The following is a 26730-nucleotide window of genomic DNA, read 5'->3' as shown; positions in this document are numbered from 1 at the left end:
AGGTGACCTTAGATGATGCTAAAAAATACAGGCCTAGTATTAGAAGGGGGAGGAATGAGAGGGGTCTATACAGCTGGTGCATTAGAATTTCTTTTAGAAAATGATGTTGAATTCCCTTATGTTATAGGGGTTTCAGCAGGAGCATGTATTGCCGCATCCTATCTTTCTAAACAAAAGGGGAGAAATAAAAAGGTTAATATAGGATTTGCTAAAGATCCAAGGTATCTATCGTGGAGAAATTATTGGAAGAATCGTGAATTATTCGGAATGGATTATGTCTTTGATGAAATTCCAAATCGAATTATTCCATTTGATTACGAGACATTTCATAACGGTGAAAGTGAATTTGTGATTGGTACGACGGATTGCAAAACAGGGAAGGCTGCATATTTTACGCGTAATGATTACAAAGAGGATGTATTAACCCCCTTAAGAGCTTCAAGTTCACTACCATTCGTTGCTCCGGTTGTTGAGTTTCAATCCCGATTTTTACTTGATGGTGGAATTAGTGACCCTATTCCTATTCATAAAGCGATGGCAGACGGGTTTAAGAAAAATGTAGTAATATTAACCCGGAATAAGGAATATAGAAAAAAGCCTTCCAAATTTGTTTCTTTACTAAGGAGAAAATATCCAGACTATCCATATTTAATAAATACAATGATAAACCGATTTAATCTATATAATCAAACCCTGGAGTTCTTAGAAGAGGAAGAAAGGAAAGGGAATGTATTGATTATCAGACCAATACTACCATTAAAAGTCAGTAGAATTGAAAAAAACCCTAGAAAGTTAGAAGCATTATATCAACAAGGGTATCAAGATAGTAAAGTACAGTTTAAAAATCTTCTTCAATTTGCAAATGAGAAAAAAGCTATTTAATAGATTTATTCGTTTAAGGGGCTATCCTATAAAGGGTCCTGAACCACTATGGTTGTCCAAATATAGAAGATGTTTCGAAGGTTTCTTCTAGATCATTTGAGTTGTGGTTCATGACACCTTTGTTTGGGATGGCCCCTGAATTATTTTAATACCCCATCTCTTTTATAAAGGTTACTTTCGCCAAGATTGGTGTTTTCGAATAAGAATAGAAACCCGTAAGGATTAAGGTTTCGAGGCATCTTTTCGTTAAATGTTTCATTAGTATTGAATGAATTAATATGTGTTTGATTGAAGCCAAAAAATTTACGAAAGAAGCAATTATAAAAATACCTAATAAGTACTAGCAGATTGATTTGAATCATATTAATCATATAACGGAATAAAAGGGGCTGTACATTCATGAACTTATATAGACTGTATTCCTCTATTGCTAGCGGAAAACTATATGTTGGAATCGGATTGCAATTATTAGGGGTCATAACCTTTATCGTATCTAGGAGTGAATGGGGAGAAATCTCCTTAGTATTGATCGTTTTAGGTGCCGCTTATATAGTAATGTACTTTCTGTTCGAAAAAGAAAAAAATAGAGTTGCAAGTATTTGTAACCCTTGTGAGGACTCATCAATAAATTTCTTAATTCTAGCAAAAACCAATAAAAATTCATTGCACTTACTAGAATCAAATGGTAATAAAAATATGTCATTTTTCCATCGTCAGAATCGAAAAGCAACTCTTGAGAGTGACTACTTTGAAAGGGTTTTATTAAGAAAGAAAAATGACCATATCTATGATTGTCAATGGGGTACTTTTTCTGAAGTTTTTACTTTTGAAAAAAGAAATAAAGAATGGAAATGGAAATCACCCAATCAATCGACTGTTTCCCTAAAGAAATATCGTGATAGCTGGGAGTTACGTTTTGGTGATGAAAAAATTTTGACCTACCGAAAAGGATGGTTACCCACTTCTTTTCAAGATAAGTTTGACCCTTCTAGTGGATTGATTCAAATAGATTCAATCGGAATTATAAACAAGGAGCCATGGCTTTGGATTCTGTTTCTGTCCGTTTTGGATGAGTATTATTTAATATGAAAATTATCCGATTATTTCATCTCCTTTAGGGAAAATAATAAAAGAGTCATTAAAAAGGAGATGTGAATATGAACGCAAATTATAAAGAATGTATTCAAGCTTGTTTGTCCTGTTTAGAGGCATGTAACGTCTGTTATCATGCCTGTTTAAAAGAAGATGAAAAAATGGCGAAATGTATAGAATTAGACCGAGAGTGTGCGGAAATTTGCAGCTTTGCTGTCAATGCCATGCAAAGGACCAGTATTTTTGCAAAACAAATCTGTGCACTATGTGCAGAAATCTGTGATGCATGCGGGACAGAGTGTAAATCACACGATCATCAGCATTGCCAAGATTGTGCAGAAGCTTGCTTCAGATGTGCTGAAGAATGTAGGAAAATGTCGGCTTAATACAATAATTGCTTTCCAAGTTAGGGAAGGATTATATTAAGAAATGAATGAGTCTCTTAATGTGGGAGGTTAATAATTGGCAAATGTAAGTGTCTAGCTCATCGAAACATACGTCAAGCCACCAGGGGGAGGGAAATGTACCCGCCATTGGCGACTAACCTTTTCCAAGGCATTTGCTGAACAAACTTTTCTTAGTCAAATAATATAAAAAGTAATGTCTGAAACAAACCCGAATGTTATAGTTTTATTTCCATCTATCGCCCAATAATGTTAGATTTAGGAACGTAGTAAGAGCATTATCGAAAAAAAATAAAAAAATCAGAGCAAAATAGTGAAATGTGTAAGAAAACTATGATAATATAATATAAATCGAATAGGATATCCTTCGGGGCAAGGTGAAATTCCTTACCGGCGGTGATGAGATGAACAATATCTCTCAGTCCGTGACCCGGCATTCGTAAGAGTGACGGTGGATTTGGTGAAACTCCAAAGCCGACAGTGATAGTCTGGATGGGAGAAGGATAAGGACACGCGTTTGAAAATAATCATTTCATACGCTTATTAAATCATGCCTGAATCTCCCTGAGTTGTTTATGACTCAGGATTTTTTTATGAAGGGAGGTATATACATCTTGGATCAAAAAGAATACATGGAACTTGCGATCTCCCTTGCTCGTTCGACCCAAGGACAAACATCTCCTAATCCTGTTGTTGGAGCTGTTGTCGTCAATAATGGAGAAGTTGTAGGTATGGGAGCTCACTTACGAGCCGGAGAAGCACATGCAGAAGTAAATGCGATCAATCAAGCTGGAAGCCGTGCAAAGGGAGCGGATATTTATGTTACCCTTGAGCCCTGTTCACATTATGGGAAAACACCACCGTGTGCTGATCTTATCATTGAAAAAGGGCTAAAGAGAGTAGTCGTTGCAAGTACCGATCCAAACCCGTTAGTTGCTGGTAAAGGTATTGATAAGCTGATGAAGGCAGGAATTGAGGTCGAAACAGGAATATGTGAAGAGGAAGCATTACGTTTAAATGAACACTTTTTTCACTATATCCAAACCGGGACTCCGTTCGTTACTTTAAAAGCCGCCGTAACCCTAGATGGGAAGACAGCTTCTTATACTGGTGATAGCAAATGGATTACATCATCACAATCTCGATTAGACGTGCACAACGACCGTCATAGGCATGATGCGATTCTCGTTGGCATTAATACTATATTACAGGATGATCCCCTTCTTACAACCCGATTGCCCCAGGGTGGAAAAAATCCCATTCGAATTATTTTAGATACTCATTTAAAAATCCCATTTGAAAGTCAAGTTATAACAGATCTCTCAGCTAAAACCGTCATTATATGTGGGTCGCAATATAAGCTAAATCAAAAACAGAGGTTAGAATCTGTAGGTGTTGAAGTGATACCACTTTCTTCATCAACGATTTCGGTTATTGAGGTATTAAAGATATTAGGAGAAAGAAATGTAACCTCCCTTTACGTTGAGGGTGGTTCAACTATTCACTCATCCTTTTTAAAGGAAAAAGCCTTTCAAAAGTTAATTATGTATGTAGCACCTAAGCTGGTTGGTGGAATAAAAGCTATATCCGCTTTTGCTGGGGATGGCTTTTCAACGATTGCAGAAGCAACGTCCCTAGAATTTCAAAGTGTTGATAAAATAGGATCGGATCTTAAAATCGTGGCGACCCCTAAACATGAAGGTGGGTGAACAATATGTTTACTGGAATAATTGAAGAAATCGGAACAATTAAAAATATGAAGCAATCCTCTAAGTCTATGGAGCTTTCCATCCAAGCTAATAAAGTATTGGCTGACGTAAAAATAGGTGACAGTATCTCAGTAAATGGCACCTGCTTAACGGTTACGGGTTATTCTCAGCATCAATTTGAAGTAGATGTCATGCCAGAGACCTTTCAGCATACATCATTGAAACAATTATCGGTTGGTACTTCCGTTAACCTTGAAAGAGCAATGGCTGCGAATGGCCGATTTGGAGGTCATTTTGTCACAGGACATATAGATGGTATGGGTACGATCGTAACAATGAAGACGGTCGAGAATGCCGTATATATTAAAATCCAATTACCTGAAAGCATTTCAAAATATTTTATTGAAAAAGGTTCCGTAGCTGTAGATGGTACCTCACTAACCGTTTTTGGAGTAGAAGGAGATATGATTACGGTTTCTCTCATTCCTCAAACGAGATTTGATACGATTCTAGGACATAAAAAAATAGGCGATCTTGTAAACATTGAGTGTGATATGATGGCAAAATATTTATATCAATTTTCGAAAGGGAAGGAAACAACCTCTTCGATCAGTAAAGACTACTTAAGAGAAAATGGATTTCTATAAGGAAGGGGAGGTACATCATGTTCAATCGCATTGAAGAAGCGCTAGAAGATTTGAAAGCCGGAAAAGTTGTCATTGTAGTGGATGACGAGGATCGGGAGAACGAAGGAGACTTCATTTCCCTTGCTGAAAAGGCGACTCCAGAAATTATTAACTTTATGGCAAAGGAAGGAAGAGGGTTAATCTGTACTCCCATCACTCCAGAAAAGGCAGAAGTACTTGAACTTTATCCAATGACTGATAAAAATACAGATTCTCATGGCACAGCATTTACAGTTAGTGTCGATCATAAGTCAACAACAACGGGAATTAGCGCATTCGAACGGTCTACAACCGTTCTTGAATTACTTAAGGAGTCAGCCAAGCCAAATGATTTTAAACGACCAGGACATGTATTTCCTCTTGTAGCAAAGCCAGGTGGTGTTCTTAAACGAGCAGGGCATACTGAAGCCGCGATTGACTTAGCGAGATTATGTGGAGCTGAGCCTGCTGGAGTCATTTGTGAAATCATGAATGAGGATGGAACAATGGCAAGGGTTCCTGAGCTCATAAACATGGCTGAAAAATTCGATTTAAAATTGATTACGATTCAAGACTTAATTGCCTATAGAAGAAAACAGGAACAACTTATACAAAAAGAGGTTGAAATCAAATTACCTACTGAATTTGGAAACTTTAAAGCTGTAGCCTATACAGAATTACTAACAGGACAGGAGCATGTGGCATTAGTAAAAGGTGATATTGATCCTAATGAGCCCACATTAGTACGTGTTCACTCTGAATGTTTAACAGGGGATGTATTTGGTTCATTCCGCTGTGATTGTGGTCCCCAACTTGAAGCAGCACTATCTCAAATTGAACAAGAAGGTAGTGGAATATTACTTTATATGCGCCAAGAAGGAAGGGGAATTGGGTTAGTTAATAAAATGAAGGCTTATAAATTACAGGAGGAAGGTCTAGATACAGTAGAAGCCAATCATAAACTAGGGTTTGCTGATGATCTAAGGGATTACGGAATTGGTGCTCAAATTTTAAAAGATCTTGGAATTACGAAAATGAGGTTACTAACAAATAACCCGAGGAAAATTGCTGGCGTGAATGGATATGGCTTAGAAGTTGTTGAGAGAGTAGCCATTCAAATGCCTATTAAAGCAGAAAACGAACAGTATTTAAGGACGAAGCATTCAAAATTAGGACATTTACTCAAATTTTAGGAGGAACCACAATGAAAACAATTTATGAGGGAAATTTAGTAGGGACAGGATTAAAAGTTGCGATTGTTGTATCTAGATTTAATGAGTTTATCACAAGTAAATTATTAGGTGGAGCAGAAGACGCCCTTATTAGACATGGTGTAGACGAAAAGGATATAACGGTGACATGGGTCCCTGGTGCATTCGAAATACCAATGGTTGCTAAAAGGCTTGCTGCATCGAAGAAATACGATGCAGTCATTACATTAGGAACGGTTATCCGTGGTGCAACTGCTCATTTTGAATATGTCAGTGGAGAAGTAGCTAAAGGAGTAGCAAATGTGGGACTTCAAGAAGATGTACCTGTCATTTTTGGAGTACTAACAACAGATACCATTGAGCAAGCAATTGAAAGAGCGGGAACTAAAGCAGGGAACAAGGGCTGGGAAGCAGCAGCAGGAGCGATTGAAATGGCCAATCTAATGCGTCAAATATCCCAATAAAACTCAGGTAAAGGCTTGAAGTGGGCCATTTTTATATGAAATATACTGGGGAATTCATAAACTATGAATCGACAAAATTCGGGTCGTGCCTGGCACGGCCCGAATTTTTCGTGTGAATTTATCTTTTCAAATGTGTTTTCTTCTGATAAAATAGATTTTTGTGGCTGGGACCTTTTCGGTCATCCAGCGGGTAGGGAGAGGGCTATGTTCGTAAGGACAGATATAAATGAAAAAAGTAGGAGGAATCTTTCGATTAAGCGAGCATAATACAACAATTAAACAGGAGGTCATGGCAGGTGCAATTGGTTATTTCACCATCGTCTATATTATTGCAGTTAATGCGATGATCCTTTCTGAAGCAGGTATTCCTTTTGAAGGTGCAGTAATGGCGACTATTCTCGCAACCTTTGTAGGTTCATTATTAATGGCTTTTTGGGCAAATGCTCCGATTTTATTAGTGCCGGGAATGGGAATTAACGCTATGTTTACGTATACCATTGTTCAATCAATGGGCTTTACTTGGCCGGAAGCGTTAGCCGTTGTATTTATATCTGGAATATTGTTTATGGTGATCGCATTTACAAAGTTATCGAAGATTTTATCAGAGTCTATTCCAAAAACACTTAAAGAAGCGATCACAGTTGGTCTTGGAATGTTTTTACTTCTGATTGGACTTGAAAAGGGTGGATTAGTGGAAAGAGGATCGAATGCGATTATTGCCCTAGGTGATATTAGTGATATAAAAGTCATTGCAACGATTATAACCTTTCTAATCACGATTTTCCTGTTTATGAGAAATGTAAAAGGACAGTTTCTGTGGAGTATAATTTTTGGAACTTTGCTCGGGTTATTGTTAGGCATTGATCCAAAGGATACTGGAACAAGCTTTAACTTATCAGACTATGCAGCAGTTTTTGCAGGAGTATCATTTGATAAGCTATTGTACCTACCGTTTTGGATTGCTGCTTTTTCCGTTACAATGGTTCTCGTATTTGAAAATATTGGGCTGATTCACGGTCATTTAGATATGGTAGGTCAACCCCAAAAATATTCTAAATCCTTCCAGGCTAATGCAGTTTCTGCGACTGTCTCTGGTATTTTTGGTACAAGCCCGACTGTGTCCACTGTTGAGAGTGCTGCCTGCATGACAGCAGGAGGAAGAACAGGGCTTACAAGCTTAACAACAGGTATACTATTTTTAGCATCCATTTGGTTTATCCCTTATTTAAAGTGGATTCCAGATCATGCTATTGCACCAATCCTGATGATCATTGGTGGCCTTATGATACAGAATGTGAAAAACATGGATTTAAGAGACCTTTCAGAAGCCTTTCCGGCAATTTTTATCATAGCGATGATTCCATTCACCTATAGTATAGCTGATGGGATTGCAATTGGATTTATATTATATCCAATTTTAAAAATTGCAAGTGGAAAAGCAAAAGATGTAACGACTCCACTTTATATTATTGCATTCTTATTTTTAATAAATTTTGTTGTACATTCTATTCATTAAGTAAAAAGAGACCTGTTTAAGGTCTCTTTTTTTCTATCAAATTATTACTATTTCATCTGAATTACTAAAGAACAAAACAAATAGACTTTATCAATGTTTATTGCTATCCTAGTACATATTACATAATATTTCGACAAAAATCAGGTCTATGGAATGGTTGATTGTTAATAAGCTAGGAGGAACGATATGGAGGTATTTGTTGCCAGGCAGCCTATATTTGACGATAAAGAAGAAGTAGTAGCCTATGAGCTTCTGTATAGGAAAAATGATATAAATGAATTTCCTGAAATTAATGGAGATTAAGCAACAGCAGATGTCATAATTAATAGCTTCCTAAATATCGGAATAGACTCATTATCAACAGGAAAACCGTGCTTCATTAATTTTACAGAAAGATTATTGAAATGGCGAGTTCCGACCTACTTTAAGCCAAGAGAGATTGTGGTAGAAATTCTTGAAACAGTTGAACCCTCTCAGGAAATTGTAGATAGTTGCATGGAACTTAGAAAGCTTGGCTATAAAGTGGCTCTTGATGATTTCATATTTAATGATAGTAATCCTTTTAGTCTGGAATTAATGAAACACGCTGATTATGTGAAAGTGGATATCTTAAATACTTCCAAAGAAAAAAGAACCTCAATCGAATCGAAACACTTGCAAAACAGTTATATATAAAATTATTAGCAGAAAAGGTAGAAACTAGAGAGGTATTTGATGACGTAAAGAAAGATGGTTACAGATTCTTTCAAGGGTTCTTTTTTAGTAAGCCAATCATTATGTCCACCCACGATGTCCCGACCTTTTTCCATTCATATTATGATGTCATTCAAAATCTCGAAGTATCAGAACCAAGTATTGAACGGATCTCAAAACTTATAGAACAAGATTTATCATTATCCTATAAATTATTAAAATTAATCAATTCTCCTGCTTACCGGCTAAAACATAAAATAGAAAGTATTAGACAAGCCATCGTTCTTTTAGGCTTACTAGAAATACAGAGATGGATATATGTACTTGCAGTCAGGGAACAAACCGGAATTAGAAATCAATTATCGGAAGAAGTGATTAAACTCTGTTTAACACGTGCAAAAATGTGTGAGCTGATTGCCTCAAAAATGTTTTCCTTACAAAAATCTCACAGTTTTTTTCTGATAGGGATGTTTTCATTAATGGATTCCATTTTATCACTCCCAATGGAAAAAATATTAGAAGACCTTCCGTTACAGGATGAAATTTGTGATGCATTAAAAGGGAAACAGAACAGTATGAAATATGTGCTTGATCTCGTAGTAGCTATTGAACAAGCGGGATGGCATGAGGTAAATTTCATTAATCAAATGTCTAAAATTAAGTAAGAATGAGGTGGCTTCCTTTTATCATGATGCCTGTTTATGGTCAGAAAGTCTACTAACAAATGAATGGATAGAGAGTTCTATAGAGATTCAACATTAACCCTTAGATTATTTAATAGTCCCCAGGTTCCAAAAAACGCCTTTGAGGTTTTATATATCGTTTAAGTTCGACAGCGATCAGTCTTCTTAGGTGATTGGATTTGATTTTTCGGGCGATATCACTAGGGGAAGGGAAAATACCTATCTGATTAAACTTGACCCGAATGGTATCTTGAAAGATGGTTTTGTTTGCCTCTGAGAGTATAATGGTATGAACAGTAACAGTCATGGATTGTAATTCATCTTTTAATTGTATAACATCTTTAACTTGAAACCGAAATTTGTAAGACTCCTGCATATGAACACCACTTTATTATTTTTAAATAAGTTAATCAATGGGAAAGGTGAATGAACACATTACCCAAAAAATTAAATATAGAGTATCTTGTGTTGATTACTCAACCTAAAATTATATCATTCTAGCTTTATTATTTGGTTCCTTATAATAAAATAAATGTTTATTATTGTAAAGAGTAGAACTTTGGTAATTTTATATAGTAGTTGAAGATGAGGCTTGATTGTGGCAAGCTAAAAATGAAATGAATAATATAATAGATATACGAAGGTTCACACTGAAACGAAATAAATTTTTTAAATGTTGGTGGGAGGATTCAAGATGCAAATATCATTAACGAAATGTCATGGATCGGGTAATGACTTTTTACTAATAGATGAAATAAGTAATAACTATTTCTTCACCGAGGAAGATCGACAAAACTTAAGCATCGCACTTTGTGACCGCCAATCAAAAATTGGGGCGGATGGAATTCTTTTTGTTTTGAAGAGTGAAAAATGCGATGCAAGGATGCGTGTCTTTAACTCTGATGGTTCAGAGGCATCCATGTGCGGAAATGGACTGCGATGTGTGGGAAGATTTGTTTGCGAATTATTTAATAAAGAGGAAATCGTAGTTGAAACAATGAAAGCAGATCTTGCGGTTACAAAAACCAACCCGATTTTTGCTGAGATTCCAACCTTTAATGTTGAAATATCACCTGTTTTATTTAGCTTAGAGAAATTACCGATGAATATTGATAAAAATATCCTTATTAATGAAAAGGTTCCAGAAATATCAGATCGTCTATTATTTTCCGCTGTTGCTGTTCCTAATCCGCATTTGATTAGTGTCGTTGGAATTGAGCAAATTGTTTCTAATGAGCAAAAATGTATTTCGGAAACAGTGAATGGTCCGAATAATCTTTTTCCCGATGGAGTGAATGTAAGCTTTGTTCATCCAATTGATAAAGGATCTATCTATGTAAGGACGTTTGAAAGAGGTGTAGGTTTTACAAATGCTTGTGGAACCGCAATGTCCGCTTCAAGCCTTATTACCTGTCTGCTTGAGCTGAACGAATTTGAGAACGAAATTGAAGTTTATAATAATGGAGGCAAAGTGCACTGTCTTGTCCATAAAGAAGGAGAAACAGACTTTCAGATTGAACTAATAGGTAACGCTACTTATCTTTACAAAAGCGATTTAGAAATAGACGTGAAAAAACCCGAGGATTTCCTAATTATTAATAAAACGGAATATCAGGAAGAATTACAATATAAAGAGCTTCAACAACATGCTAAAGAAATGGTTGAAGGCAAAATATTGTTATCGAGATGAGTTTTAACGGAGTTTGATTCTAGTAACACGAATCATAATCACAGCATTCCTCTTATATAGATGTTAGATTTTAAAACCATCTGTTAAAACATGCTCATAAAGGAATAAGTCAAGCCTTAAAAGAATGGGTTTCCCCTTGCTTTTAAGGCTTTGTTTTCTTTATCAGGCGCTAGTTGTCAAGAATTCTAGGTTAGGGTTTAGAGTTCAAGGATCCTCATTGATTTTTTAAAAAAAGAAGGATTTCATTAAAAGGTTGTTGCTCTCTGGCATTTTCATATGTCTCCCATGGACATCCTTTACATTTTAGCCTCTCAAGAACGTTCTCTATCGTAAATATCTCTGGACGTAAATCAGGTACTACTTCTTCCCAAAACAATGGAGTTGCCACTAACCCATCTTTATTTCCTCTCATGGAATAGGGGGCTATAATCGTTTTTCCTTCTGCGTGTTGGATGTAGTCTACATATAGTTTTCCATTTCGTTTTTTCTTTAACCGTTCAATTGTGCATTCCTCAGGAAAGTTTGCTGTTAAATAGTGTGCAATAAACTCCGTAAAAGAAGAAGTATCCTGCCATGTAAATCCTTTAGGGAGCGGGATGTATAATTGGAGCCCCTTATTTCCAGATGTTTTAACAAAGGAAATGAGCTTTAACTGATCAAATAATTTTTTCATCTCACCTGCAATTTTTACAGCTAAATAAAACTCATTTCTAGAAGGGGGATCCAGATCAAAGACTACCTCTTTTACATCTGTTTGATTATAGGTTTGAAATGGTAGATGAAACTCAATCGCCAACTGATTTCCCAGCCACATAAATGTACGGAGGTCATTACAAATAATATAGCGAATGTCTTCTTCTAACTTGGTTAGAACAAAATCTGGTGCATATTCTGGGCAATTTTTTTGATAGAAAGACTCTCCGTACATTCCATGAGGGAACCGTATGACCGTTAACAATCGATCTTTTAAAAAGGGAAGGAAATAGGGAAATACTCTCCTTAAATAACGAACATAGTCAAGCTTTTGAATAGGTGGTGTCTCCCAAAGCGGCTTGTCTGGATGCGTAATTTCTACCGCTTCAGGGATTGAAGCCTCATCCAATAGCATTTCCTCAATTGTGCATTCGTATGGAGATAAATCAAATAAAAATTGATGAAAATGTGGTTCTCTGAGTTGATGATCAACCCATTCCAAATAATATATTTCAACACAAATGCTTGGCTTTACATGAATAAAGTCGTTTGTTTGACGCTCGCCATTTTCCTTAATGATCTTATTTAAAGCTTGTTTCTCTTCAGGAGAAATCCCGAAATAAAACTGACCAATGCAGACAATGACCTCTTCGTTGAAGACTCCTATAGAGTAATAACCATTACTAATATCTAACGATGTAATGAAGCATTTGACTCTTTTCCAATTTTTCATTTTTACCCATGTAGTGGTTCTTTTTCCTTTTTCCCATGGGCTTTGAATCATTTTTGCTATAATCCCTTCACCTTCAAAATCAAATACCTTCCTCTGAACTGAAGCATGGTCTTTCTCATAAGGAACCATTTGAATTCTGTTTTCGTTTCCCATTTTAGGTTCTAAAGGGATTCCGACTGATTGACACCATTTCTTTAATCTTTCTTTTCGTACTTTAAAAGGAAGTTTTTCTAAGCTTTCTCCAGAGTACTTAAGTAAATCAAATGCTAAATAGGTACACGGCCGTTTGTTAGCCATGTCAACAATTTTCTTTTGATCTTTCATTCTTCCTCTCACTTGAACTGAGGAGAAATCACTTTTATACTGATTTTCAAGAAGAACAATCTCACCATCCAAATAAATAGGTAATGATCCGTTATGCTCGGAAATAAGACTCTGAACAGTTAATAGAATTTCAGGGAAATGATGAATCAATTCTTTTCCATTTCGACTTATTAGCCTAATTTCATCTGGGGAATGAATCTCTAATAGCCCTCGAAAACCATCGTATTTAATTTCATATGCCCAATCGGCTTGTCGGCTGGGCTTATCAAATATTAACGTTGGAAGCATCGGTTTCATTTTAGTATCACCACACAAACATCTCTTTTACTTAATTTGTCCAACTAAGCATAATCTATTTTCCAAATGTTGATTTGCATGAAATTCAAGTCTCTAATCCAAAATGAACATAATAAAGGATTTATCATAAGGAGTTGAAAACGATGCACACCATTTGGAAAGGGAGTATCAGCTTTGGGCTGGTCAATATTCCAATTAAACTTCATGCTGCTACAGAGGACAAGGATATAAAGCTTAGGTCACTTCATAAAGAATGTCATACACCCATTAAATATGAAAAGGTATGCCCTGCTTGTGAAAAAGAATTAGAATATGAGGAAATTGTAAAAGGCTATGAAATGACAAAAGGTAAGTTTGTGGTGTTAGAAGATGAGGAATTAAAGGAACTAAAAAAGGGTAATGAAGAGAAAGCAGTAGAGATTGTTGATTTTATAAAAATGGAAGAGATAGATCCTGTCTTTTACAATCGTAGCTATTTCATCTCTCCAAATGATGGCGGGAAAAAAGCCTATTCGTTACTACGTAAAGCATTAACAAATTCCAAAAAAGTTGGAGTAGCGAAAATTATTATGAGATCAAAGGAACAGCTTGCTGTTGTTCGAGTTTTTGAAAATACGCTGTTAATGGAAACCATTCATTTTCCGGACGAGGTTCGATCATCTGGAGATGTACCAAATGTACCCGCTGAAAATGAAGTCACAGATAAAGAATTAGATACAGCGATTATGCTAATAGACCAATTAACAACTGAATTTGAACCCGAGAAATATCATGACGAGTATCGGAATCGTCTTATGAAGTTAATTGAATCGAAACAAACAGGTGAAAAATTTGTCACGCCTAAAGCAAAACAGCCGAAGGAAAACGTGACAGATTTAATGGCTGCACTGCAAGCCTCCATCGATAAATCAAAACCTAAGGAAGAGACGAAAAAAACGAAGACAACAAAGAAAAAGAAAAGGACTTCTGCCAAAAAAGCACAATAATTTGAATTAAGAGGAGAGGTATATTGGAAAAGGGAACAAAGAAGAAGTCGATTATAATCGTTATATGTTTGGCTTTATTACTTGTTTTTTCGTGGGGATTTGTAGAAATAGTGGACGAGCTGCAAGAAAATGAAATTGAACTATTTGATAACAAGATCATTAATGTCATTCAACAAAATATTTCGCCACAACTTACTCTTTGGATGAGTAGAATTACTTTTTTAGGTGGGGTGAAATGGCTTACCATTCTTACAGTTTTAGTTGCTATAGTTTTATTCATTATGAAGAAATCACCACTTGCTTTTTACATGATCTTGACGGTTTCCTTCGGAGGAGCATTTAATTGGTTTCTAAAATGGATATTTAAGCGTCAACGACCAGATATTCAACCACTTATAGAACAAAGTGGCTATAGCTTCCCAAGTGGTCATTCTATGGGTTCTTTTATTTTTTATGGTGCTTTGGCATTTGTTTTATTTCGATTGTTTGATTATCTTTGGTTAAAAATAGTTACATCTGCTTTATCTCTATTACTTGTATGTTTTATTGGAATTTCTCGCATTTACTTAGGAGTTCATTATCCAAGTGATATTATCGCTGGTTTTACAGCGGGTGGAGCTTGGCTCGTACTATCGATCTTTATTTACCATTTAATTCGCACTAGAGTACCGAAGATGTTAGAAATATAGCTTATATAGGAACAGTAACAACAAGAGAGGGACCTAATAAGGCACCTCTCTTGTTTAATTAATATAAATTAAAAATGTATGGGCCAATAGATGTTATGTAAATAAGAAAATATATGCCCATGAAATAAAACGCTCCCCCAAAGGTACCCCATTCAGGATTTCGCCCCCACTTCCAAATAATAGCTGAAAGGATGGTAATGACAATTAAAATGATCCAACTGCTTCCCGAAAAAGTAAAGTAGGAAGGAGCCATAGAATAAAAATAGTGATTCATTGCTTTTTCCATATAAGTAAATGGCATGATCGCAAACAGGGTGATCGATACATATTCAACCCAGTTAATGTCATCCTTCTCAAAAATATTTGGTTTCGTCATATAAAGGACAATTAATAAGAGTAAAGAAGGGAGGACCCAATAAAATGAAGTCAAAATGGTGATCAAGCTACTAAATAGCATCAAGAATGTATTGTATCCAGCTTGCTTCCAATCAAGACTTGTTAGTTGTTGACTTTCCTCGATTACATTTGAATCTTTTGAAGCCCCATACAGCTCGTATATGTCGCCATCATAGTTCAACCAAAGAATAGAGTCCTTGTTTACTTTAAGAGGAAAATTGGTGACATTTTTAGTCGAGTTAATAGGCTTTGCCTTTACTTCAAATCCAGCTACTAGCTTTCCATAATAAACATTTATAGCGTTACTATCTCCAATTCGCTGACCTTCAGCGGTAAATAGTAAATAGCTTTCATCACCTTCTTTGACAACCTTAACACTTTGAGGCGAATCAAGCTTTGAACCGGTTTCTTTATTTAGCATGGTTATTTCTTTCGGAGAAGCTTTTAAATGATTCAGTTTCGATAAATCAAGATCGATTCTTCCTAAGCTATAAGAAAGGGCTCCCTGTGTTCTTTTTTTCGTACTGTAGATGATTGATAGTTGATTGTTTTCTGTCAACACAGAAAGACTGCCGATATTATCATTTGTTGATTTGTTTAATGTCGAAATGGAGTTCTTAGAAACTTCACCTTTAGGATCGATATAATATAATTCTACTTGTAGATCATTAACGGCATGCTGCACGATCATGCTACCATCGCTACCGTAAGAAACATCACTTATTTTTTGCTCAAACATATGTAAAACTTTACTTTCAAATGATTTTACATTTAAAGAAGATAATTCACCATTTTTCCAATAGCTGACTTGATTTTCTGAAGTACTAATCCCTGTTACACTATCATCTATTATCGTTTCCTTACCTTTATTAAATAAGATTAGTTGATCATTTTTAAGATATACAAAAGATTCTCCATTAGACCAAAAAGGATTTCCCCGTGGAATTGTAACGGGTATCTTACCAATGTGCTGAACCTTTAATCCATCAGAGACTCTATAATGCTGAACCTGATTTTTATCTGTAAGGAAAATCTCGTTTTGACTTTGATAAATAATTGGTTTTTCCTTTGTTTGAAACTCTTGTGGTATTGAACGACTCCAATTTTCATTCGGTAGTTTCGTTATTTCTTGAAGCTGATGAAAAAAAAGTGCAAAGATGAAAAATACTACAATTAAAATTGGAAAACCGACCGCCTTTAATTTTCCTTCCATATTACCCTCCTATTTAAGCTAATTCTCTTTATCAACTTAGAATTTTACCACAATTTCAATAAATTTACATTATAACTTTTTAAATATTTTTAATACTTTTGAAATAGGTTGTATTAACTGTAACCATTTTGCACAAACAAGGAAAGAGCTAAGGTGCAAAGAATATATTGTAATGAGAAGAAAAAGAGTTTTAAGGAGGAGGAAAAAATATGTTTCATCCAGATCAATTAATGACCTTTACATTATATTCCTACTCTCATATAGCTGCTCTTATGGTTTTTCTAATGGTTTTATTAATAATGATTTGCTCTTTTCAAAAGTGGAAAAATCAAAGGGGAGAAAAAATCATTGGATGGTTACTGTTTTCACTATTAGCGGGAAGTGAAATATTCTATCAAATTTGGGCTATATCTTATGGTGTTTGGGACTCCAGAGAAACCCTGCCTTTACATCTTTGTTCATTCAGTACTTTTTTTGGAATATACTTATATTTTAAGAAAAATAATATATTGTTTTATTTTTATTTCTATATAGGTTTTATACCACCTATCCTTGCTTTAATTACACCTGATTTACTATTTGAATTCCCGCACTTTCGATATTTTAAGTTCTTTATTCAACATATGGCGATCCCGTTAATGGCCGTATTTCTGTTAATAACTAGAAAGTACACTTTATCATTTAAATCAATTATCTATGGAGTAATTACCTTAAATTTAATGATTTTTCCTATTGGGCTAATAAATAGGTGGATCGGATCAAATTATTTCTTCCTAGCAGGACCTCCAAAAGGAGATACTGTACTTACCTTTTTCGGGAAAGGAATCGTATATTATATAAATCTTGAATTTGCTGCCTTTCTATTATTTTTTATTAGTTTTCTTTGTTCCAAATGGATTATAAAATTTCAATCAATGTTAGAGCAGGGTGTTAATGTTAGGACTTATAAAGAATATGATAGATAGAAGAAAAGGGTGGACCGGTATAGGTCACCCTTTTGGAGTAGCATTATAAATTTTATAGTTCATCAAATCCATTATCAACGACATTAACTTTAGTATATTGTCTAGATTTTTGTTCGAAAAAGTCAGTTTTTCCTAGATCTACTTCTTCATATGCTTTAATCCATTTAAATGGATTATGTCGAATCTCAGGATACGGCTTCTCAAATCCTAACTGGTTAACTCTGATATTCGTATAAAACTTGATGTACTCCTCTACATCGTCAATATAAATTCCCTTAATTTTCTTCCCAATGACCGTTCTAGCCCATTCAATTTCTAAGGCTGCAGCTTTAGTAAAAGTATTTTGAACGAATTGAGCTAATTCATCAGTGTTTGTTCCTGGATTTTCTTCAACAACCTCTTTAAAGATTTTCACAAATAAATCTACATGCAATTGTTCATCTCGATTAATATAATTAATCATTGTACTTGTTGCAACCATTTTTTGTTGGCGTGCAAGGTGATAGAAGAAGGCGAACCCTGAATAGAAGAATAGCCCTTCGAGAATCACATCAAAGACAATGGATTTCAAGAAATTTTCCACTGTTGGATCTTCAACAAATTCCCGATACCCATTCGTAATAAATTCATTACGTTGTTTAAGGGTATCCTCCGTTCTCCAATATTCAAATACTTCATCTTGCTCGGATTTAGTCACTAAACTTGAAAGTACATAAGAATAGGAATGGTTATGGACTACCTCTTGTTGAGCAAGGATAATCATCAACGCATTTAAACTTGAATCAGTAAGATAGTCAGCTACCTTACTGGCATAATCAGATTGAATGCTATCTAGTAAAGCTAATAATCCAATGATTTTAAGAAATGATTTCTTCTCTTCTTCTGGAAGGGAAGGGAATTGTTGTCGGTCACTAGACATATTAATTTCAAATGGTGTCCAAAAGTTCGCAAGCATTTTTTTATATTTTGGATATGCCCAGCTAAATCGAACATCATCCCAATTTAAAATGTTTGAGCTCTGGCCATTAATAATCGATGTAGAACGGTTTGGTGCATTTTGATCTACTAAAATCCTTTTTTTTATCAATGTTTTCAATTTCATCACAACTCCTTTAGCTTGAACAGGAATCACATTCTTCAAATGTGCTTGTTGAGGTAGAGCGTAAATAATAGGTTGTTTTCAACCCTGATTTCCATGCATGTAGATGAAGATTTAATAAGTCAATTGCTTTTATCGTATTATCTACATACAGATTAAACGATAGAGATTGATCGATATGTTTTTGTCTAGCACTGTTTTGGTCAATGCTCCAATGCTGATCTAAACGATAAGCTGTTTTGTAAAACCAAGTCGTTTCGCAATTTAAATCAGGTGCTGTAACAGGAATTTTATAATTCTTTTTCTCTTCTGAATAAAACTTTTTAAAGACCGGATCAATACTCGGCGTACTTCCAGCTATGATTGAAGTAGTGGAATTTGGTGCAACGGCCATTAAATAAGTGTTCCTCATTCCATTTTCCCTTACGTCTTCCATGAGACGAGCCCAAGGAAAAGGAGAGGTCGGGCTTTGGTGGTAACCACGTTTTATAAAATACTCACCAGTTTCCCAATCTGAACCTATAAAGGCAGGTGCACTTCCTTTTTCTTTTGAAAGCTCCATACTTGCTTTAATGGTAAGGAATGCAATTTTTTCATAAAGTCGATCAGCAAATTGAATGGCTTCACTGCTTTCCCATTTAATCTTCTTGAGTGCCAACAAATGATGCCAACCAAAGGTGCCTAATCCGATTCCGCGATATTTTTGATTGGTCAAATTCGCTTGGAGTACAGGGATCGAATTAATGTCAATGACATTGTCTAACATTCTTACTTGAATAGAGATCAGTCTTTCTAATACTTCTTCTGTAACTGCACGAGCAAGATTGATTGAAGATAAATTACAAACTACAAAGTCACCTGGTGATTTACGAATAATAATTTCACCATCATCCACTTTTTGTTCAACAACAGTGGTAACACTTTGGTTTTGAGTGATTTCTGTACAGAGATTACTAGAGTAAACCATTCCAATATGTGAATTTGCGTTTTTACGATTGACTTCATCACGGTAGAACATAAAAGGAGTTCCTGTTTCTAATTGTGATTTCATAATTCTTTTCATAATCTCGATCGCTGGTACTTTTCTTTTAGAAAGACTAGGGGTGTAGACACATTGATGGTACTTTTCTCGAAAGCTTCCGTTTCCTTTCGTTTCATCAAAATAATCTTCAAGTGAAAAGCCCATTACTTCTCTTACTTCATGAGGGTCAAATAAATACCAATCCTGTCTTTCTTCAACAGCCTCCATGAAAAGGTCAGGTAAACAAACTCCAGTAAATAAATCATGCGTTCTTAGTCTTTCGTCTCCATTATTCAATTTAACATCAAGAAATGAAAGGATATCCTTATGCCAAATATCAAGATATGTACAGATTGCGCCTTTTCTTTGACCGAGCTGGTCAACGCTAACGGCTGTGTTATTAAGCTGTTTCATCCAAGGAATGACTCCAGAAGAAGCCGATTTAAATCCTTTGATCGTACTACCATGACTTCTGATTTTGCCTAAATAGACGCCGATTCCTCCGCCATTTTTGGATAAATTCGCAATATCGGTATTGCTGTCGAATATTCCTTGTAAGCTATCATCAACTGTATCTATGAAACAGCTAGAAAGCTGTCCATAGGACTTTCCTGCATTAGAAAGGGTAGGGGTTGCGACTGTCATAAAGAGATTACTTAATGCCCAATAAGACTCCTTTATCAACTGAAGCCTATTTTCCTTACTTTCTTTTTGCATTAAAGTCATTGAAATAATCATCCAACGCTCTTGAGGGAGTTCAAAAAGTAAACCACTATGGTCTCGAGCTAAGTAACGATCAGCTAAAGTCTTAACACCGATATATGTAAACAATGAATCCCTTTCCGATTTCATTTCGTTTCCAAGTTCGTTGATTTCTTCTACAGAGAAATTTTCCAATAATCCAGGATTATAAATTCCTTTTTGTGTCAATGTTTCGATTAGTTTATGGAAAGAAAAATATGAACTTTGACTTGGTACACCTCTATTATTAGCTACTTCCCTATATAATTTAGATAAATAAAGCCGAGCAGCGACAAACGTCCATTGAGGTGAGTCTTCATTTAACAGTGAGAGTGAATGAAGAATACATTCCTCTGTCCAGTCATCCAATGATATGGAAGGGTTTTGATTTAAAATCATTTCACTTCTAGAATCTAATGATTCAATTGGAAGCTCTGTAAAATGATTGTTGATTTCATTAAGAATCTGGGAAGGGTCAGCAGTTCGGGTTAACATCGAAAATTCCTCCTAAAATAAAAAAATTCCACTCGGCGGTGAGTGGATAAAACGACAGAGGAATAATAAATATAGAGAGATTCTAACCTATATATTCACACTATCGTTTCATCTCCTCACACCCCGAAGAATGGTGAAACGTACAAATAGAGGTAGGTCTCCTGGCTTATGCTTCACTCTACTAAAGAACCTTCCCACAATGATATTCATTGCAGTGGTTATTCTCGTTCGTCCACATTAACAGTTGCGGGGACAGCTTCGGATTCGCACCGAATTCCCTATTAAGTTCACGAATGAACACCTGAATTTGTCGTGTCAACTTATGTAATTGTTCAAAAGAAAACCCGCTAAGAAAACCAGCGGATCAAGGATGAAACCTGTAGTGGACACAATATATAGAGTTCGATTCGAAGTGATAACCTATATATTGTGTAAATTAATTCTATCACATCGTCTTCAGAAAAATCAATAGAAAAGAAATGATTAAAAGTAGAAAAGATTTTTAAAATAGGTTGACATAGATTAATGATACATTTTATAATGATATTGAAAATCATTCTCAACAGTTAAATGATAACTGATCAATAAGAGATTCCCCCTCTTTCGGAGAATGGTTCATGAAAAACCCCCTTTTTGCCCTTGAGGTTGATCCATACAGATGGGTCAACCTCAAATTATGATTAGAAGGGATGGATCATATTGTTATTAAAAAAATGGTTTAAAGATTACTGGTTTTTTATCCTCGTTATGATCATCATCTCTACGTTTATCTGGTACGGAAGTATATAAGAGAAATCCGAATACATACTGAGTAAAGAATAATCGAAAATGGATTATTCTTTTTTTGGTTATTCTGTGATTGATTTTGATTGAAAGTGGAGTTTTATGATTGAATTCTGAAAGCCTTTGCAATATAATAAGTAGTGCAGATCCGTTTAAGGAGGATTCTATGTTAACAGAAGAAAGACATCGAATTATTTTAGAACAATTAAAAATAAAAAATGTCGTTAAGATAAATGAACTTGTTGAGCTAACAAACTCTTCAGAATCAACAATCCGGCGAGATTTAACCTATCTGGAGCAAGGGAAGTTTTTGAAAAGAGTTCATGGGGGTGCAGCAGGTTTACAGGGAAAGCTAAAGGAATTGACTGAATCTGAAAAAACAGCCAAAAACATTCAAGAAAAAATGAAAATTGCCCAGTATGCTGCATCATTAGTTGGAGAAGGTGACTGCTTATTTATTGATGCAGGTACGACAACCTACCATATGATTGATTACCTGCCAGAGGTTGAAGTTGTCATTGTAACCAATGGAATTAGTCATGTTGATCGTTTGTTAAAGAAAGGATTTAAAACCTATTTAATCGGTGGAATGATAAAACCGACTACAAAAGCGATGATTGGAGGCAGCGCTCTTCAATCACTTAACCATTACCGGTTTGATAAAGCATTTATAGGGATTAATGGGGTACATCATCAGTATGGATTCACGACTCCTGATCCTGAAGAAGCACAAATTAAAAAAGCTTCTCTTGATTTATCTAGAGAAGCCTTCATATTAGCAGATAGCTCAAAGTTTGGAGAAATTTCATTTTCAAAAGTTGGAGATATCGGAGAAGCAGTCGTAATCACGAATCAGCTTGAAGGAGATCAGATAGAAGCTTTTCAAAATCAAAGGACAATTAAGGTTGTGACATCATGATTTATACATTAACTCTAAACCCATCAGTGGACTATATTGCAAAAGTAGATGGTTTTGAAGAGGGTAAATTAAATAGAACGAAAGAAGAAACCTTTCTCCCTGGAGGAAAAGGAATTAATGTTTCAAGAGTATTAACAAGACTTGGGGTAGCAAATAAAGCTCTGGGGTTTGCAGGTGGTTTTACGGGAGACTTCATCCGTAGTTTCCTGAACGATGAAGGGGTTCTAAATCATTTTATATCAGTACCGACTCCATCCAGAATCAATTTGAAACTAAAATCTCAAAAGGAAACCGAATTAAATGGTAATGGCCCAATTATTCCAAATGAACATTTACAAGAATTATTTGTACAGATTCAAGAGTTAAACAATAGGGATACCCTTATCTTAGCTGGAAGTATTCCTAAATCTGTACCGTCTACAACCTATAAAGATATAGCTGAACTTTGCCAAAGTCGAGATGTTCGTTTTGTCATTGATGCTGAAAAAGGATTGTTAAGCTCAGTGTTAGCTAATCACCCTTATTTAGTGAAGCCTAACCATCATGAGCTTGGTGAAATTTATGGAACCAATATTGAATCCGTGAAGGACGCGATTCATTATGGACGATTAATGTTAAAAGACGGAGCGGTAAATGTAATGGTTTCAATGGGGGAACAGGGAGCAGTTTTCCTTAATAAAGATCATACACTTGTCGCTAAAGTCCCCAATCGAGCTGTTAAAAGTACCGTTGGAGCAGGAGATTCTACCGTGGCAGGATTTATGGCTTCAATTGATAAAAATCATTCGATGAAGCATGCTTTTCAGTTTGCGGTTGCATCTGGCTCAGCAACAGCTTTTTCACTGGATTTATGTACAAGACAAAAAATTGTGGAGATCTATGATGAAATAAGGATAGAAACAGGGGAGGGGCAGTAGATATGAGAATTACACAATTATTAACACCAGAAACAATTCTATTAAAAATTCAATCACAGTCGAAAAATGAGGTCATTGACGAACTGGTATCTGTTTTAGACCAGGCAGGTAAGCTTACAGATAAAGTAGAGTTTAAGACTCAAATTATGAATCGAGAAGAGCAAAGCACCACGGGTATAGGGGAAGGTATTGCTATCCCACATGCCAAAACAAAAGCAGTAGGAGAACCAGCTATCGTGTTTGGGAAGTCAGTAGAAGGTGTAAATTATGAATCACTTGATGGACAGCCTGCCCATTTGTTCTTTATGATTGCTGCAACAGAAGGTGCCAATCAAACTCATTTAGAAGCTCTAAGTCGATTATCGTCAATATTAATGGATTCTGAGGTGAGGAATCACTTAATGAACGCCATGACAAAAGACGAAATCATTTCTATTATTAATGAGCATGACAAAGAGGATGCCGAAGATATAGAAACGGATAGTAGTTCTGGTAAAGTTTTAGCTGTCACAGCATGCCCAACCGGTATTGCCCATACCTATATGGCCGCTGATGCTCTCAAGGCGAAGGCTAAAGAAATGAATATCGAAATCAAAGTAGAAACGAATGGTTCAGGTGGAGCCAAGAATGTTCTAACATCTGAAGAGATAGAGAATGCAACCGCGATTATCGTTGCAGCAGATACCAAAGTATCGATGGAGAGATTTAAAGGAAAACATGTGATTCAAGTGCCTGTTGCCGATGGAATTCGAAAATCAGGAGAGCTTCTCGATAAAGCCCAAAGGCAAGATGCCCCAATTTATAATGCAAATGGTGAAAAAGACGATTCGTCATCATCTGAAAAAGGGAGAAAAGGGTTAGGGATATACAGGCATTTGATGAATGGTGTGTCTAATATGCTTCCATTTGTTGTTGGTGGTGGGATTTTGATCGCTATCTCCTTTATTTTTGGTGCACAATCCGCAAATCCTGATTCAGCAGAATATAATCAATTTGCGGCAATACTTAATACCATAGGTGGCGCAAATGCATTTGCGTTAATCGTTCCTGTATTAGCTGGGTTTATTGCAATGAGTATTGCAGATCGACCAGGGTTTGCCCCAGGTCTAGTTGGAGGTTACATGGCTGCCAACGGAGATGCGGGGTTCTTAGGAGGAATCATTGCCGGATTTCTGGCAGGATATTTCGTAGTCTTCTTAAAATGGCTACTTAGAAACCTTCCAGAAGTACTTGATGGGTTAAAACCAGTTCTTATTTATCCTTTAATTTCTATTTTTGTTACAGGTTTTATCATGTACTTTCTTGTACAACCACTTAGCGTATTAAATTCAGGGATACAAGCATGGCTTAGCGGGCTTGGCACAGGGAATTTGATTGTCCTTGGATTAATTTTAGGTGGAATGATGGCTGTTGACTTAGGTGGTCCAATTAATAAAGCCGCATTTACATTTGGAATTGCTATGATTGAAGGTGGGAATCTAGGGCCGCATGCCGCCATAATGGCAGGTGGAATGGTGCCTCCACTTGGAATGGCATTAGCTACCACTTTCTTTAAAAACCGTTTTAATGAGTCTGAGCGTAAAGCTGGTTTTTCTTGTTACTTCATGGGGGCCTCTTTTATAACAGAAGGGGCAATTCCGTTTGCAGCAGCAGACCCTTTACGAGTAATACCAGCTGCGATTACTGGATCAGCAATTGCTGGTGCGTTAGCAATGGTATTTGGAATCGGGCTTCCTGCTCCACATGGAGGAATCTTTGTTTTCCCAGTTATTGAAGGGAGCATATTCCTATACTTTTTAGCTATTTTAATAGGTTCATTGATGACAGCTTTAATGGTTGGCTTACTTAAAAAGCCGATAAATAACTAGAATTGAAACCCCACTAAGTTTTAGTGGGGTTTTTTTATGCTCATGTGATAGTATGAAAAAAGTTCACCATATGAGCTTCGTCAAAGTATTCTCCATTGTACTTCATTGATCGTTTTTCGATTCCATATGTTTGAAAACCAACCGAAGTATAAAGGTTAACGGCGGCAGTATTTGATGATACAACAGTTAAGTGAAGTTGTTCCAACCCTAATTCTTTCGATTTCTTTATGACAGCTTGAAGAAGAGACCGTGCGATTCCTTTACCTCTATATTCCCCGTTTACATACATGGCCATGATATGTGCCTTATGCTTCATTTTTGTATGTCTTTCTAAAAGAAGAGTCACGACTCCTACAAGTGTTCCATTTTCCCAAGATCCATATGTAATACTTTCGTTTGACATTAAATTTTGTTTTGTTCTTTCTAATGGATCTTCCCTGTTTATGGCTTCTTCGTAAGTAGTTGCAAATGCTTCCCCATTTTGTTTTAATGCCTCTTGTCTCAAACGCCAATATTCTTTCGCATGATCACCACTCAAAATTGTTAAACTCAAAATATACCACCCCCATAAATTGTATTTAATTATAATGTGGGATTGAACACTAATCAATATAAAACAAAGTCTACAAGCACAAGTGTTTAATAATTTTTTAATAAAGTAAGTAATACTTAAAGGAATTAGAAGGAATTTGTCGAATTAAACTAGCGGTGATGAAAATGAAAATACAAACGTTTAAAGATGCTAAATCCTATTATCAAATAATGCATCCTTTTTTAATTGAAAATGAAGCTGAAAACAATTTAGCTCTAGGACTTCTTAATCAAATTATTGATGGAAAGTATCAAAATCCTTTTCTAGCTGTTGCATTAAGTGAAGAAGAAGTAATAGCAGGTTTTTTAATGACTCCACCACATAATCTGATTATTTTTGTTCGACCTGAGTATAGGCAAAATCATCGGGAAATAGCAGAAAAGCTTTTTCAATTTTTAATGGAGAATAAAATTATTGTCCCAGGATTGATTGGAGAAAAAAAGACTGTAAAGGATTTCACAATAATCTGGAAGCAGATGACGGGAAAGAAAAGTTATACTGCTATGAGACAAAGAATCTATCGATTAGATAAGGTGAACAATGTAAGGATCAGTGAAGGAAGCATGAGAAAAGCGACTGTTCACGATTTTGAGTTAATCTCAAAATGGATCATAGGGTTCATAAAAGATACAGGGGAATCGACGTTAACTCCAGAACAAGCGAGAAAAAGGGCTGAAGAAATGATTGAAAAAGAGAAATCTGTCTATCTGTGGGATGTGAATGGTAAACCTGTTTCAATGGCAAGAAGTGCTAGGAAAACAAAAAACGGAATAACAATAAATTTGGTTTACACTCCAAATGAGTTTAGGAAAGAAGGATACGGGACATCTGTTGTTGCTACATTAAGTAGAAAGTTACTAGAAACATATGATTTCTGTACCCTTTATACCGATTTAGATTACCCGACTTCTAACAAGATTTACATGGAAATCGGATATGTGCCTGTTTGTGATTCCACATTAATGAAATTTGAATGTGATTGGTAGGTGG

At 35.7% G+C, this 26730-nt stretch carries 24 protein-coding genes and 2 riboswitches; of the genes, 18 read left to right on the top strand and 6 right to left on the bottom strand.

Translation table 11 applies throughout. From position 1 onward, the window contains the following. Window positions 1-15: 15 nt before the first annotated feature. From JOC86_RS03505 to JOC86_RS03455, 10 genes are all read left to right on the top strand, one after another. Window positions 16-882 carry a patatin-like phospholipase family protein gene (locus tag JOC86_RS03505; protein ID WP_205168377.1) on the top strand — a complete coding sequence of 289 codons (867 nt, stop codon included), beginning with the start codon at window positions 16-18 and terminating at the stop codon, window positions 880-882. Window positions 883-1281: 399 nt separating this feature from the next. Next, window positions 1282-1971 (top strand): hypothetical protein, encoded by a 690-nt coding sequence (locus JOC86_RS03500; RefSeq protein ID WP_205168376.1) that lies wholly within the window; start codon window positions 1282-1284, stop codon window positions 1969-1971. Window positions 1972-2039: 68 nt separating this feature from the next. After that, the gene (locus JOC86_RS03495) at window positions 2040-2360 is read left to right on the top strand and encodes a four-helix bundle copper-binding protein (RefSeq protein WP_205168375.1); all 321 of its coding nucleotides are present in this window, start codon (window positions 2040-2042) and stop codon (window positions 2358-2360) included. Between the two features lie 377 nt (window positions 2361-2737). Continuing rightward, a riboswitch (FMN riboswitch) is annotated at window positions 2738-2886 on the top strand. A 106-nt stretch (window positions 2887-2992) separates the two neighbouring features. After that, window positions 2993-4087 carry a bifunctional diaminohydroxyphosphoribosylaminopyrimidine deaminase/5-amino-6-(5-phosphoribosylamino)uracil reductase RibD gene (gene ribD, locus JOC86_RS03490; RefSeq protein ID WP_205168374.1) on the top strand — a complete coding sequence of 365 codons (1095 nt, stop codon included), beginning with the start codon at window positions 2993-2995 and terminating at the stop codon, window positions 4085-4087. A 5-nt stretch (window positions 4088-4092) separates the two neighbouring features. Then, the gene (gene ribE, locus JOC86_RS03485) at window positions 4093-4734 is read left to right on the top strand and encodes a riboflavin synthase (protein ID WP_205168373.1); all 642 of its coding nucleotides are present in this window, start codon (window positions 4093-4095) and stop codon (window positions 4732-4734) included. Window positions 4735-4751: 17 nt separating this feature from the next. Further along, window positions 4752-5945 carry a bifunctional 3,4-dihydroxy-2-butanone-4-phosphate synthase/GTP cyclohydrolase II gene (locus JOC86_RS03480; protein ID WP_205168372.1) on the top strand — a complete coding sequence of 398 codons (1194 nt, stop codon included), beginning with the start codon at window positions 4752-4754 and terminating at the stop codon, window positions 5943-5945. A gap of 11 nt (window positions 5946-5956) precedes the next feature. Continuing rightward, window positions 5957-6427, top strand: a complete 471-nt coding sequence (gene ribH, locus JOC86_RS03475; RefSeq protein WP_205168371.1) for a 6,7-dimethyl-8-ribityllumazine synthase — start codon at window positions 5957-5959, stop codon at window positions 6425-6427. A gap of 226 nt (window positions 6428-6653) precedes the next feature. Further along, window positions 6654-7943: an NCS2 family permease gene (locus JOC86_RS03470; protein ID WP_205168370.1), complete on the top strand. Its 1290-nt coding sequence runs from the start codon at window positions 6654-6656 to the stop codon at window positions 7941-7943. A gap of 318 nt (window positions 7944-8261) precedes the next feature. Further along, window positions 8262-8618, top strand: coding sequence for an EAL domain-containing protein (locus JOC86_RS03465; protein WP_205170015.1), 357 nt, complete (start codon window positions 8262-8264; stop codon window positions 8616-8618). Window positions 8619-8719: 101 nt separating this feature from the next. After that, on the top strand, window positions 8720-9301 hold the full coding sequence (locus JOC86_RS03455; protein ID WP_205168369.1) for an EAL and HDOD domain-containing protein: 582 nt from the start codon (window positions 8720-8722) through the stop codon (window positions 9299-9301). A gap of 109 nt (window positions 9302-9410) precedes the next feature. Here the strand turns inward: JOC86_RS03455 and JOC86_RS03450 are convergent, their stop codons facing one another. Continuing rightward, window positions 9411-9695, bottom strand: coding sequence for a hypothetical protein (locus JOC86_RS03450; protein ID WP_205168368.1), 285 nt, complete (start codon window positions 9693-9695; stop codon window positions 9411-9413). Between the two features lie 318 nt (window positions 9696-10013). On the opposite strand from JOC86_RS03450, the gene dapF reads away from it, so the two are divergent. Continuing rightward, window positions 10014-11009, top strand: a complete 996-nt coding sequence (gene dapF, locus JOC86_RS03445; RefSeq protein ID WP_205168367.1) for a diaminopimelate epimerase — start codon at window positions 10014-10016, stop codon at window positions 11007-11009. 214 nt (window positions 11010-11223) lie between these two features. Here dapF and JOC86_RS03440 read toward each other — a convergent pair whose 3' ends face one another. Continuing rightward, window positions 11224-13056, bottom strand: coding sequence for a DNA ligase D (locus tag JOC86_RS03440; RefSeq protein WP_205168366.1), 1833 nt, complete (start codon window positions 13054-13056; stop codon window positions 11224-11226). 143 nt (window positions 13057-13199) lie between these two features. Between JOC86_RS03440 and ku the strand changes: the two genes are divergently transcribed. Together ku and JOC86_RS03430 are read left to right on the top strand one after the other, a co-directional pair. After that, window positions 13200-14042: a non-homologous end joining protein Ku gene (gene ku, locus JOC86_RS03435; RefSeq protein ID WP_205168365.1), complete on the top strand. Its 843-nt coding sequence runs from the start codon at window positions 13200-13202 to the stop codon at window positions 14040-14042. Window positions 14043-14065: 23 nt separating this feature from the next. Then, window positions 14066-14731, top strand: coding sequence for a phosphatase PAP2 family protein (locus JOC86_RS03430; RefSeq protein WP_205168364.1), 666 nt, complete (start codon window positions 14066-14068; stop codon window positions 14729-14731). A gap of 58 nt (window positions 14732-14789) precedes the next feature. Here JOC86_RS03430 and JOC86_RS03425 read toward each other — a convergent pair whose 3' ends face one another. Then, a complete protein-coding gene (locus JOC86_RS03425) occupies window positions 14790-16340 on the bottom strand; it encodes a hypothetical protein (RefSeq protein ID WP_205168363.1) in 1551 nt (516 codons plus the stop codon). A 209-nt stretch (window positions 16341-16549) separates the two neighbouring features. On the opposite strand from JOC86_RS03425, the gene JOC86_RS03420 reads away from it, so the two are divergent. Continuing rightward, complete coding sequence (locus JOC86_RS03420) at window positions 16550-17305, top strand: YwaF family protein (protein ID WP_205168362.1); 756 nt, start codon at window positions 16550-16552, stop codon at window positions 17303-17305. Window positions 17306-17357: 52 nt separating this feature from the next. On the opposite strand, the gene JOC86_RS03415 is transcribed toward JOC86_RS03420, so the two are convergent. Both JOC86_RS03415 and JOC86_RS03410 read right to left on the bottom strand, forming a co-directional pair. Next, window positions 17358-18407 (bottom strand): ribonucleotide-diphosphate reductase subunit beta, encoded by a 1050-nt coding sequence (locus tag JOC86_RS03415; RefSeq protein WP_205168361.1) that lies wholly within the window; start codon window positions 18405-18407, stop codon window positions 17358-17360. A gap of 10 nt (window positions 18408-18417) precedes the next feature. Further along, the gene (locus JOC86_RS03410; RefSeq protein WP_205168360.1) at window positions 18418-20661 is read right to left on the bottom strand and encodes a ribonucleoside-diphosphate reductase subunit alpha; all 2244 of its coding nucleotides are present in this window, start codon (window positions 20659-20661) and stop codon (window positions 18418-18420) included. 134 nt (window positions 20662-20795) lie between these two features. Then, window positions 20796-20981, bottom strand: a riboswitch (cobalamin riboswitch). Window positions 20982-21610: 629 nt separating this feature from the next. Between JOC86_RS03410 and JOC86_RS03405 the strand changes: the two genes are divergently transcribed. Genes JOC86_RS03405 through JOC86_RS03395 form a run of 3 tightly spaced genes read left to right on the top strand, consistent with a single transcriptional unit; the run spans window position 21611 to window position 25148 of the window. Continuing rightward, on the top strand, window positions 21611-22363 hold the full coding sequence (locus JOC86_RS03405) for a DeoR/GlpR family DNA-binding transcription regulator (protein WP_205168359.1): 753 nt from the start codon (window positions 21611-21613) through the stop codon (window positions 22361-22363). Then, window positions 22360-23280: a 1-phosphofructokinase gene (gene pfkB, locus JOC86_RS03400; RefSeq protein WP_205168358.1), complete on the top strand. Its 921-nt coding sequence runs from the start codon at window positions 22360-22362 to the stop codon at window positions 23278-23280. The genes JOC86_RS03405 and pfkB overlap by 4 nt, the downstream gene beginning before the upstream one ends. A 2-nt stretch (window positions 23281-23282) precedes the next feature. Then, window positions 23283-25148, top strand: coding sequence for a PTS fructose transporter subunit IIABC (locus tag JOC86_RS03395; RefSeq protein ID WP_205168357.1), 1866 nt, complete (start codon window positions 23283-23285; stop codon window positions 25146-25148). A 40-nt stretch (window positions 25149-25188) separates the two neighbouring features. On the opposite strand, the gene JOC86_RS03390 is transcribed toward JOC86_RS03395, so the two are convergent. After that, window positions 25189-25701, bottom strand: coding sequence for a GNAT family N-acetyltransferase (locus tag JOC86_RS03390; protein ID WP_205168356.1), 513 nt, complete (start codon window positions 25699-25701; stop codon window positions 25189-25191). Window positions 25702-25859: 158 nt separating this feature from the next. On the opposite strand from JOC86_RS03390, the gene JOC86_RS03385 reads away from it, so the two are divergent. Then, entirely contained in the window at window positions 25860-26726 is an 867-nt protein-coding gene (locus JOC86_RS03385) for a GNAT family N-acetyltransferase (RefSeq protein WP_205168355.1), read from the top strand. Window positions 26727-26730: the final 4 nt, after the last annotated feature.

The organism is Rossellomorea pakistanensis, assembly GCF_016908495.1.
Lineage (GTDB): Bacteria > Bacillota > Bacilli > Bacillales > Bacillaceae_B > Rossellomorea > Rossellomorea pakistanensis.
Note: the sequence above shows the minus strand (reverse complement) of the source record. Positions and strands in the feature narration are given on the sequence as shown.

Excerpts from the sequence above, each read along its gene's own strand:
- JOC86_RS03410 (WP_205168360.1), bottom strand. The coding sequence starts at position 20,661 with ATGTTAACCCGAACTGCTGACCCTTCCCAGATTCTTAATGAAATCAAC.
- dapF (WP_205168367.1), top strand. The coding sequence starts at position 10,014 with ATGCAAATATCATTAACGAAATGTCATGGATCGGGTAATGACTTTTTA.
- JOC86_RS03425 (WP_205168363.1), bottom strand. The coding sequence starts at position 16,340 with ATGGAAGGAAAATTAAAGGCGGTCGGTTTTCCAATTTTAATTGTAGTA.
- JOC86_RS03450 (WP_205168368.1), bottom strand. The coding sequence starts at position 9,695 with ATGCAGGAGTCTTACAAATTTCGGTTTCAAGTTAAAGATGTTATACAA.
- ribE (WP_205168373.1), top strand. The coding sequence starts at position 4,093 with ATGTTTACTGGAATAATTGAAGAAATCGGAACAATTAAAAATATGAAG.
- JOC86_RS03395 (WP_205168357.1), top strand. The coding sequence starts at position 23,283 with ATGAGAATTACACAATTATTAACACCAGAAACAATTCTATTAAAAATT.
- JOC86_RS03385 (WP_205168355.1), top strand. The coding sequence starts at position 25,860 with ATGAAAATGAAAATACAAACGTTTAAAGATGCTAAATCCTATTATCAA.
- pfkB (WP_205168358.1), top strand. The coding sequence starts at position 22,360 with ATGATTTATACATTAACTCTAAACCCATCAGTGGACTATATTGCAAAA.
- JOC86_RS03470 (WP_205168370.1), top strand. The coding sequence starts at position 6,654 with ATGAAAAAAGTAGGAGGAATCTTTCGATTAAGCGAGCATAATACAACA.
- ribH (WP_205168371.1), top strand. The coding sequence starts at position 5,957 with ATGAAAACAATTTATGAGGGAAATTTAGTAGGGACAGGATTAAAAGTT.
- ku (WP_205168365.1), top strand. The coding sequence starts at position 13,200 with ATGCACACCATTTGGAAAGGGAGTATCAGCTTTGGGCTGGTCAATATT.
- JOC86_RS03495 (WP_205168375.1), top strand. The coding sequence starts at position 2,040 with ATGAACGCAAATTATAAAGAATGTATTCAAGCTTGTTTGTCCTGTTTA.
- JOC86_RS03415 (WP_205168361.1), bottom strand. The coding sequence starts at position 18,407 with ATGAAATTGAAAACATTGATAAAAAAAAGGATTTTAGTAGATCAAAAT.
- JOC86_RS03405 (WP_205168359.1), top strand. The coding sequence starts at position 21,611 with ATGTTAACAGAAGAAAGACATCGAATTATTTTAGAACAATTAAAAATA.
- JOC86_RS03500 (WP_205168376.1), top strand. The coding sequence starts at position 1,282 with ATGAACTTATATAGACTGTATTCCTCTATTGCTAGCGGAAAACTATAT.
- JOC86_RS03480 (WP_205168372.1), top strand. The coding sequence starts at position 4,752 with ATGTTCAATCGCATTGAAGAAGCGCTAGAAGATTTGAAAGCCGGAAAA.
- JOC86_RS03505 (WP_205168377.1), top strand. The coding sequence starts at position 16 with ATGCTAAAAAATACAGGCCTAGTATTAGAAGGGGGAGGAATGAGAGGG.
- JOC86_RS03420 (WP_205168362.1), top strand. The coding sequence starts at position 16,550 with ATGTTTCATCCAGATCAATTAATGACCTTTACATTATATTCCTACTCT.
- JOC86_RS03455 (WP_205168369.1), top strand. The coding sequence starts at position 8,720 with ATGTCCACCCACGATGTCCCGACCTTTTTCCATTCATATTATGATGTC.
- JOC86_RS03440 (WP_205168366.1), bottom strand. The coding sequence starts at position 13,056 with ATGAAACCGATGCTTCCAACGTTAATATTTGATAAGCCCAGCCGACAA.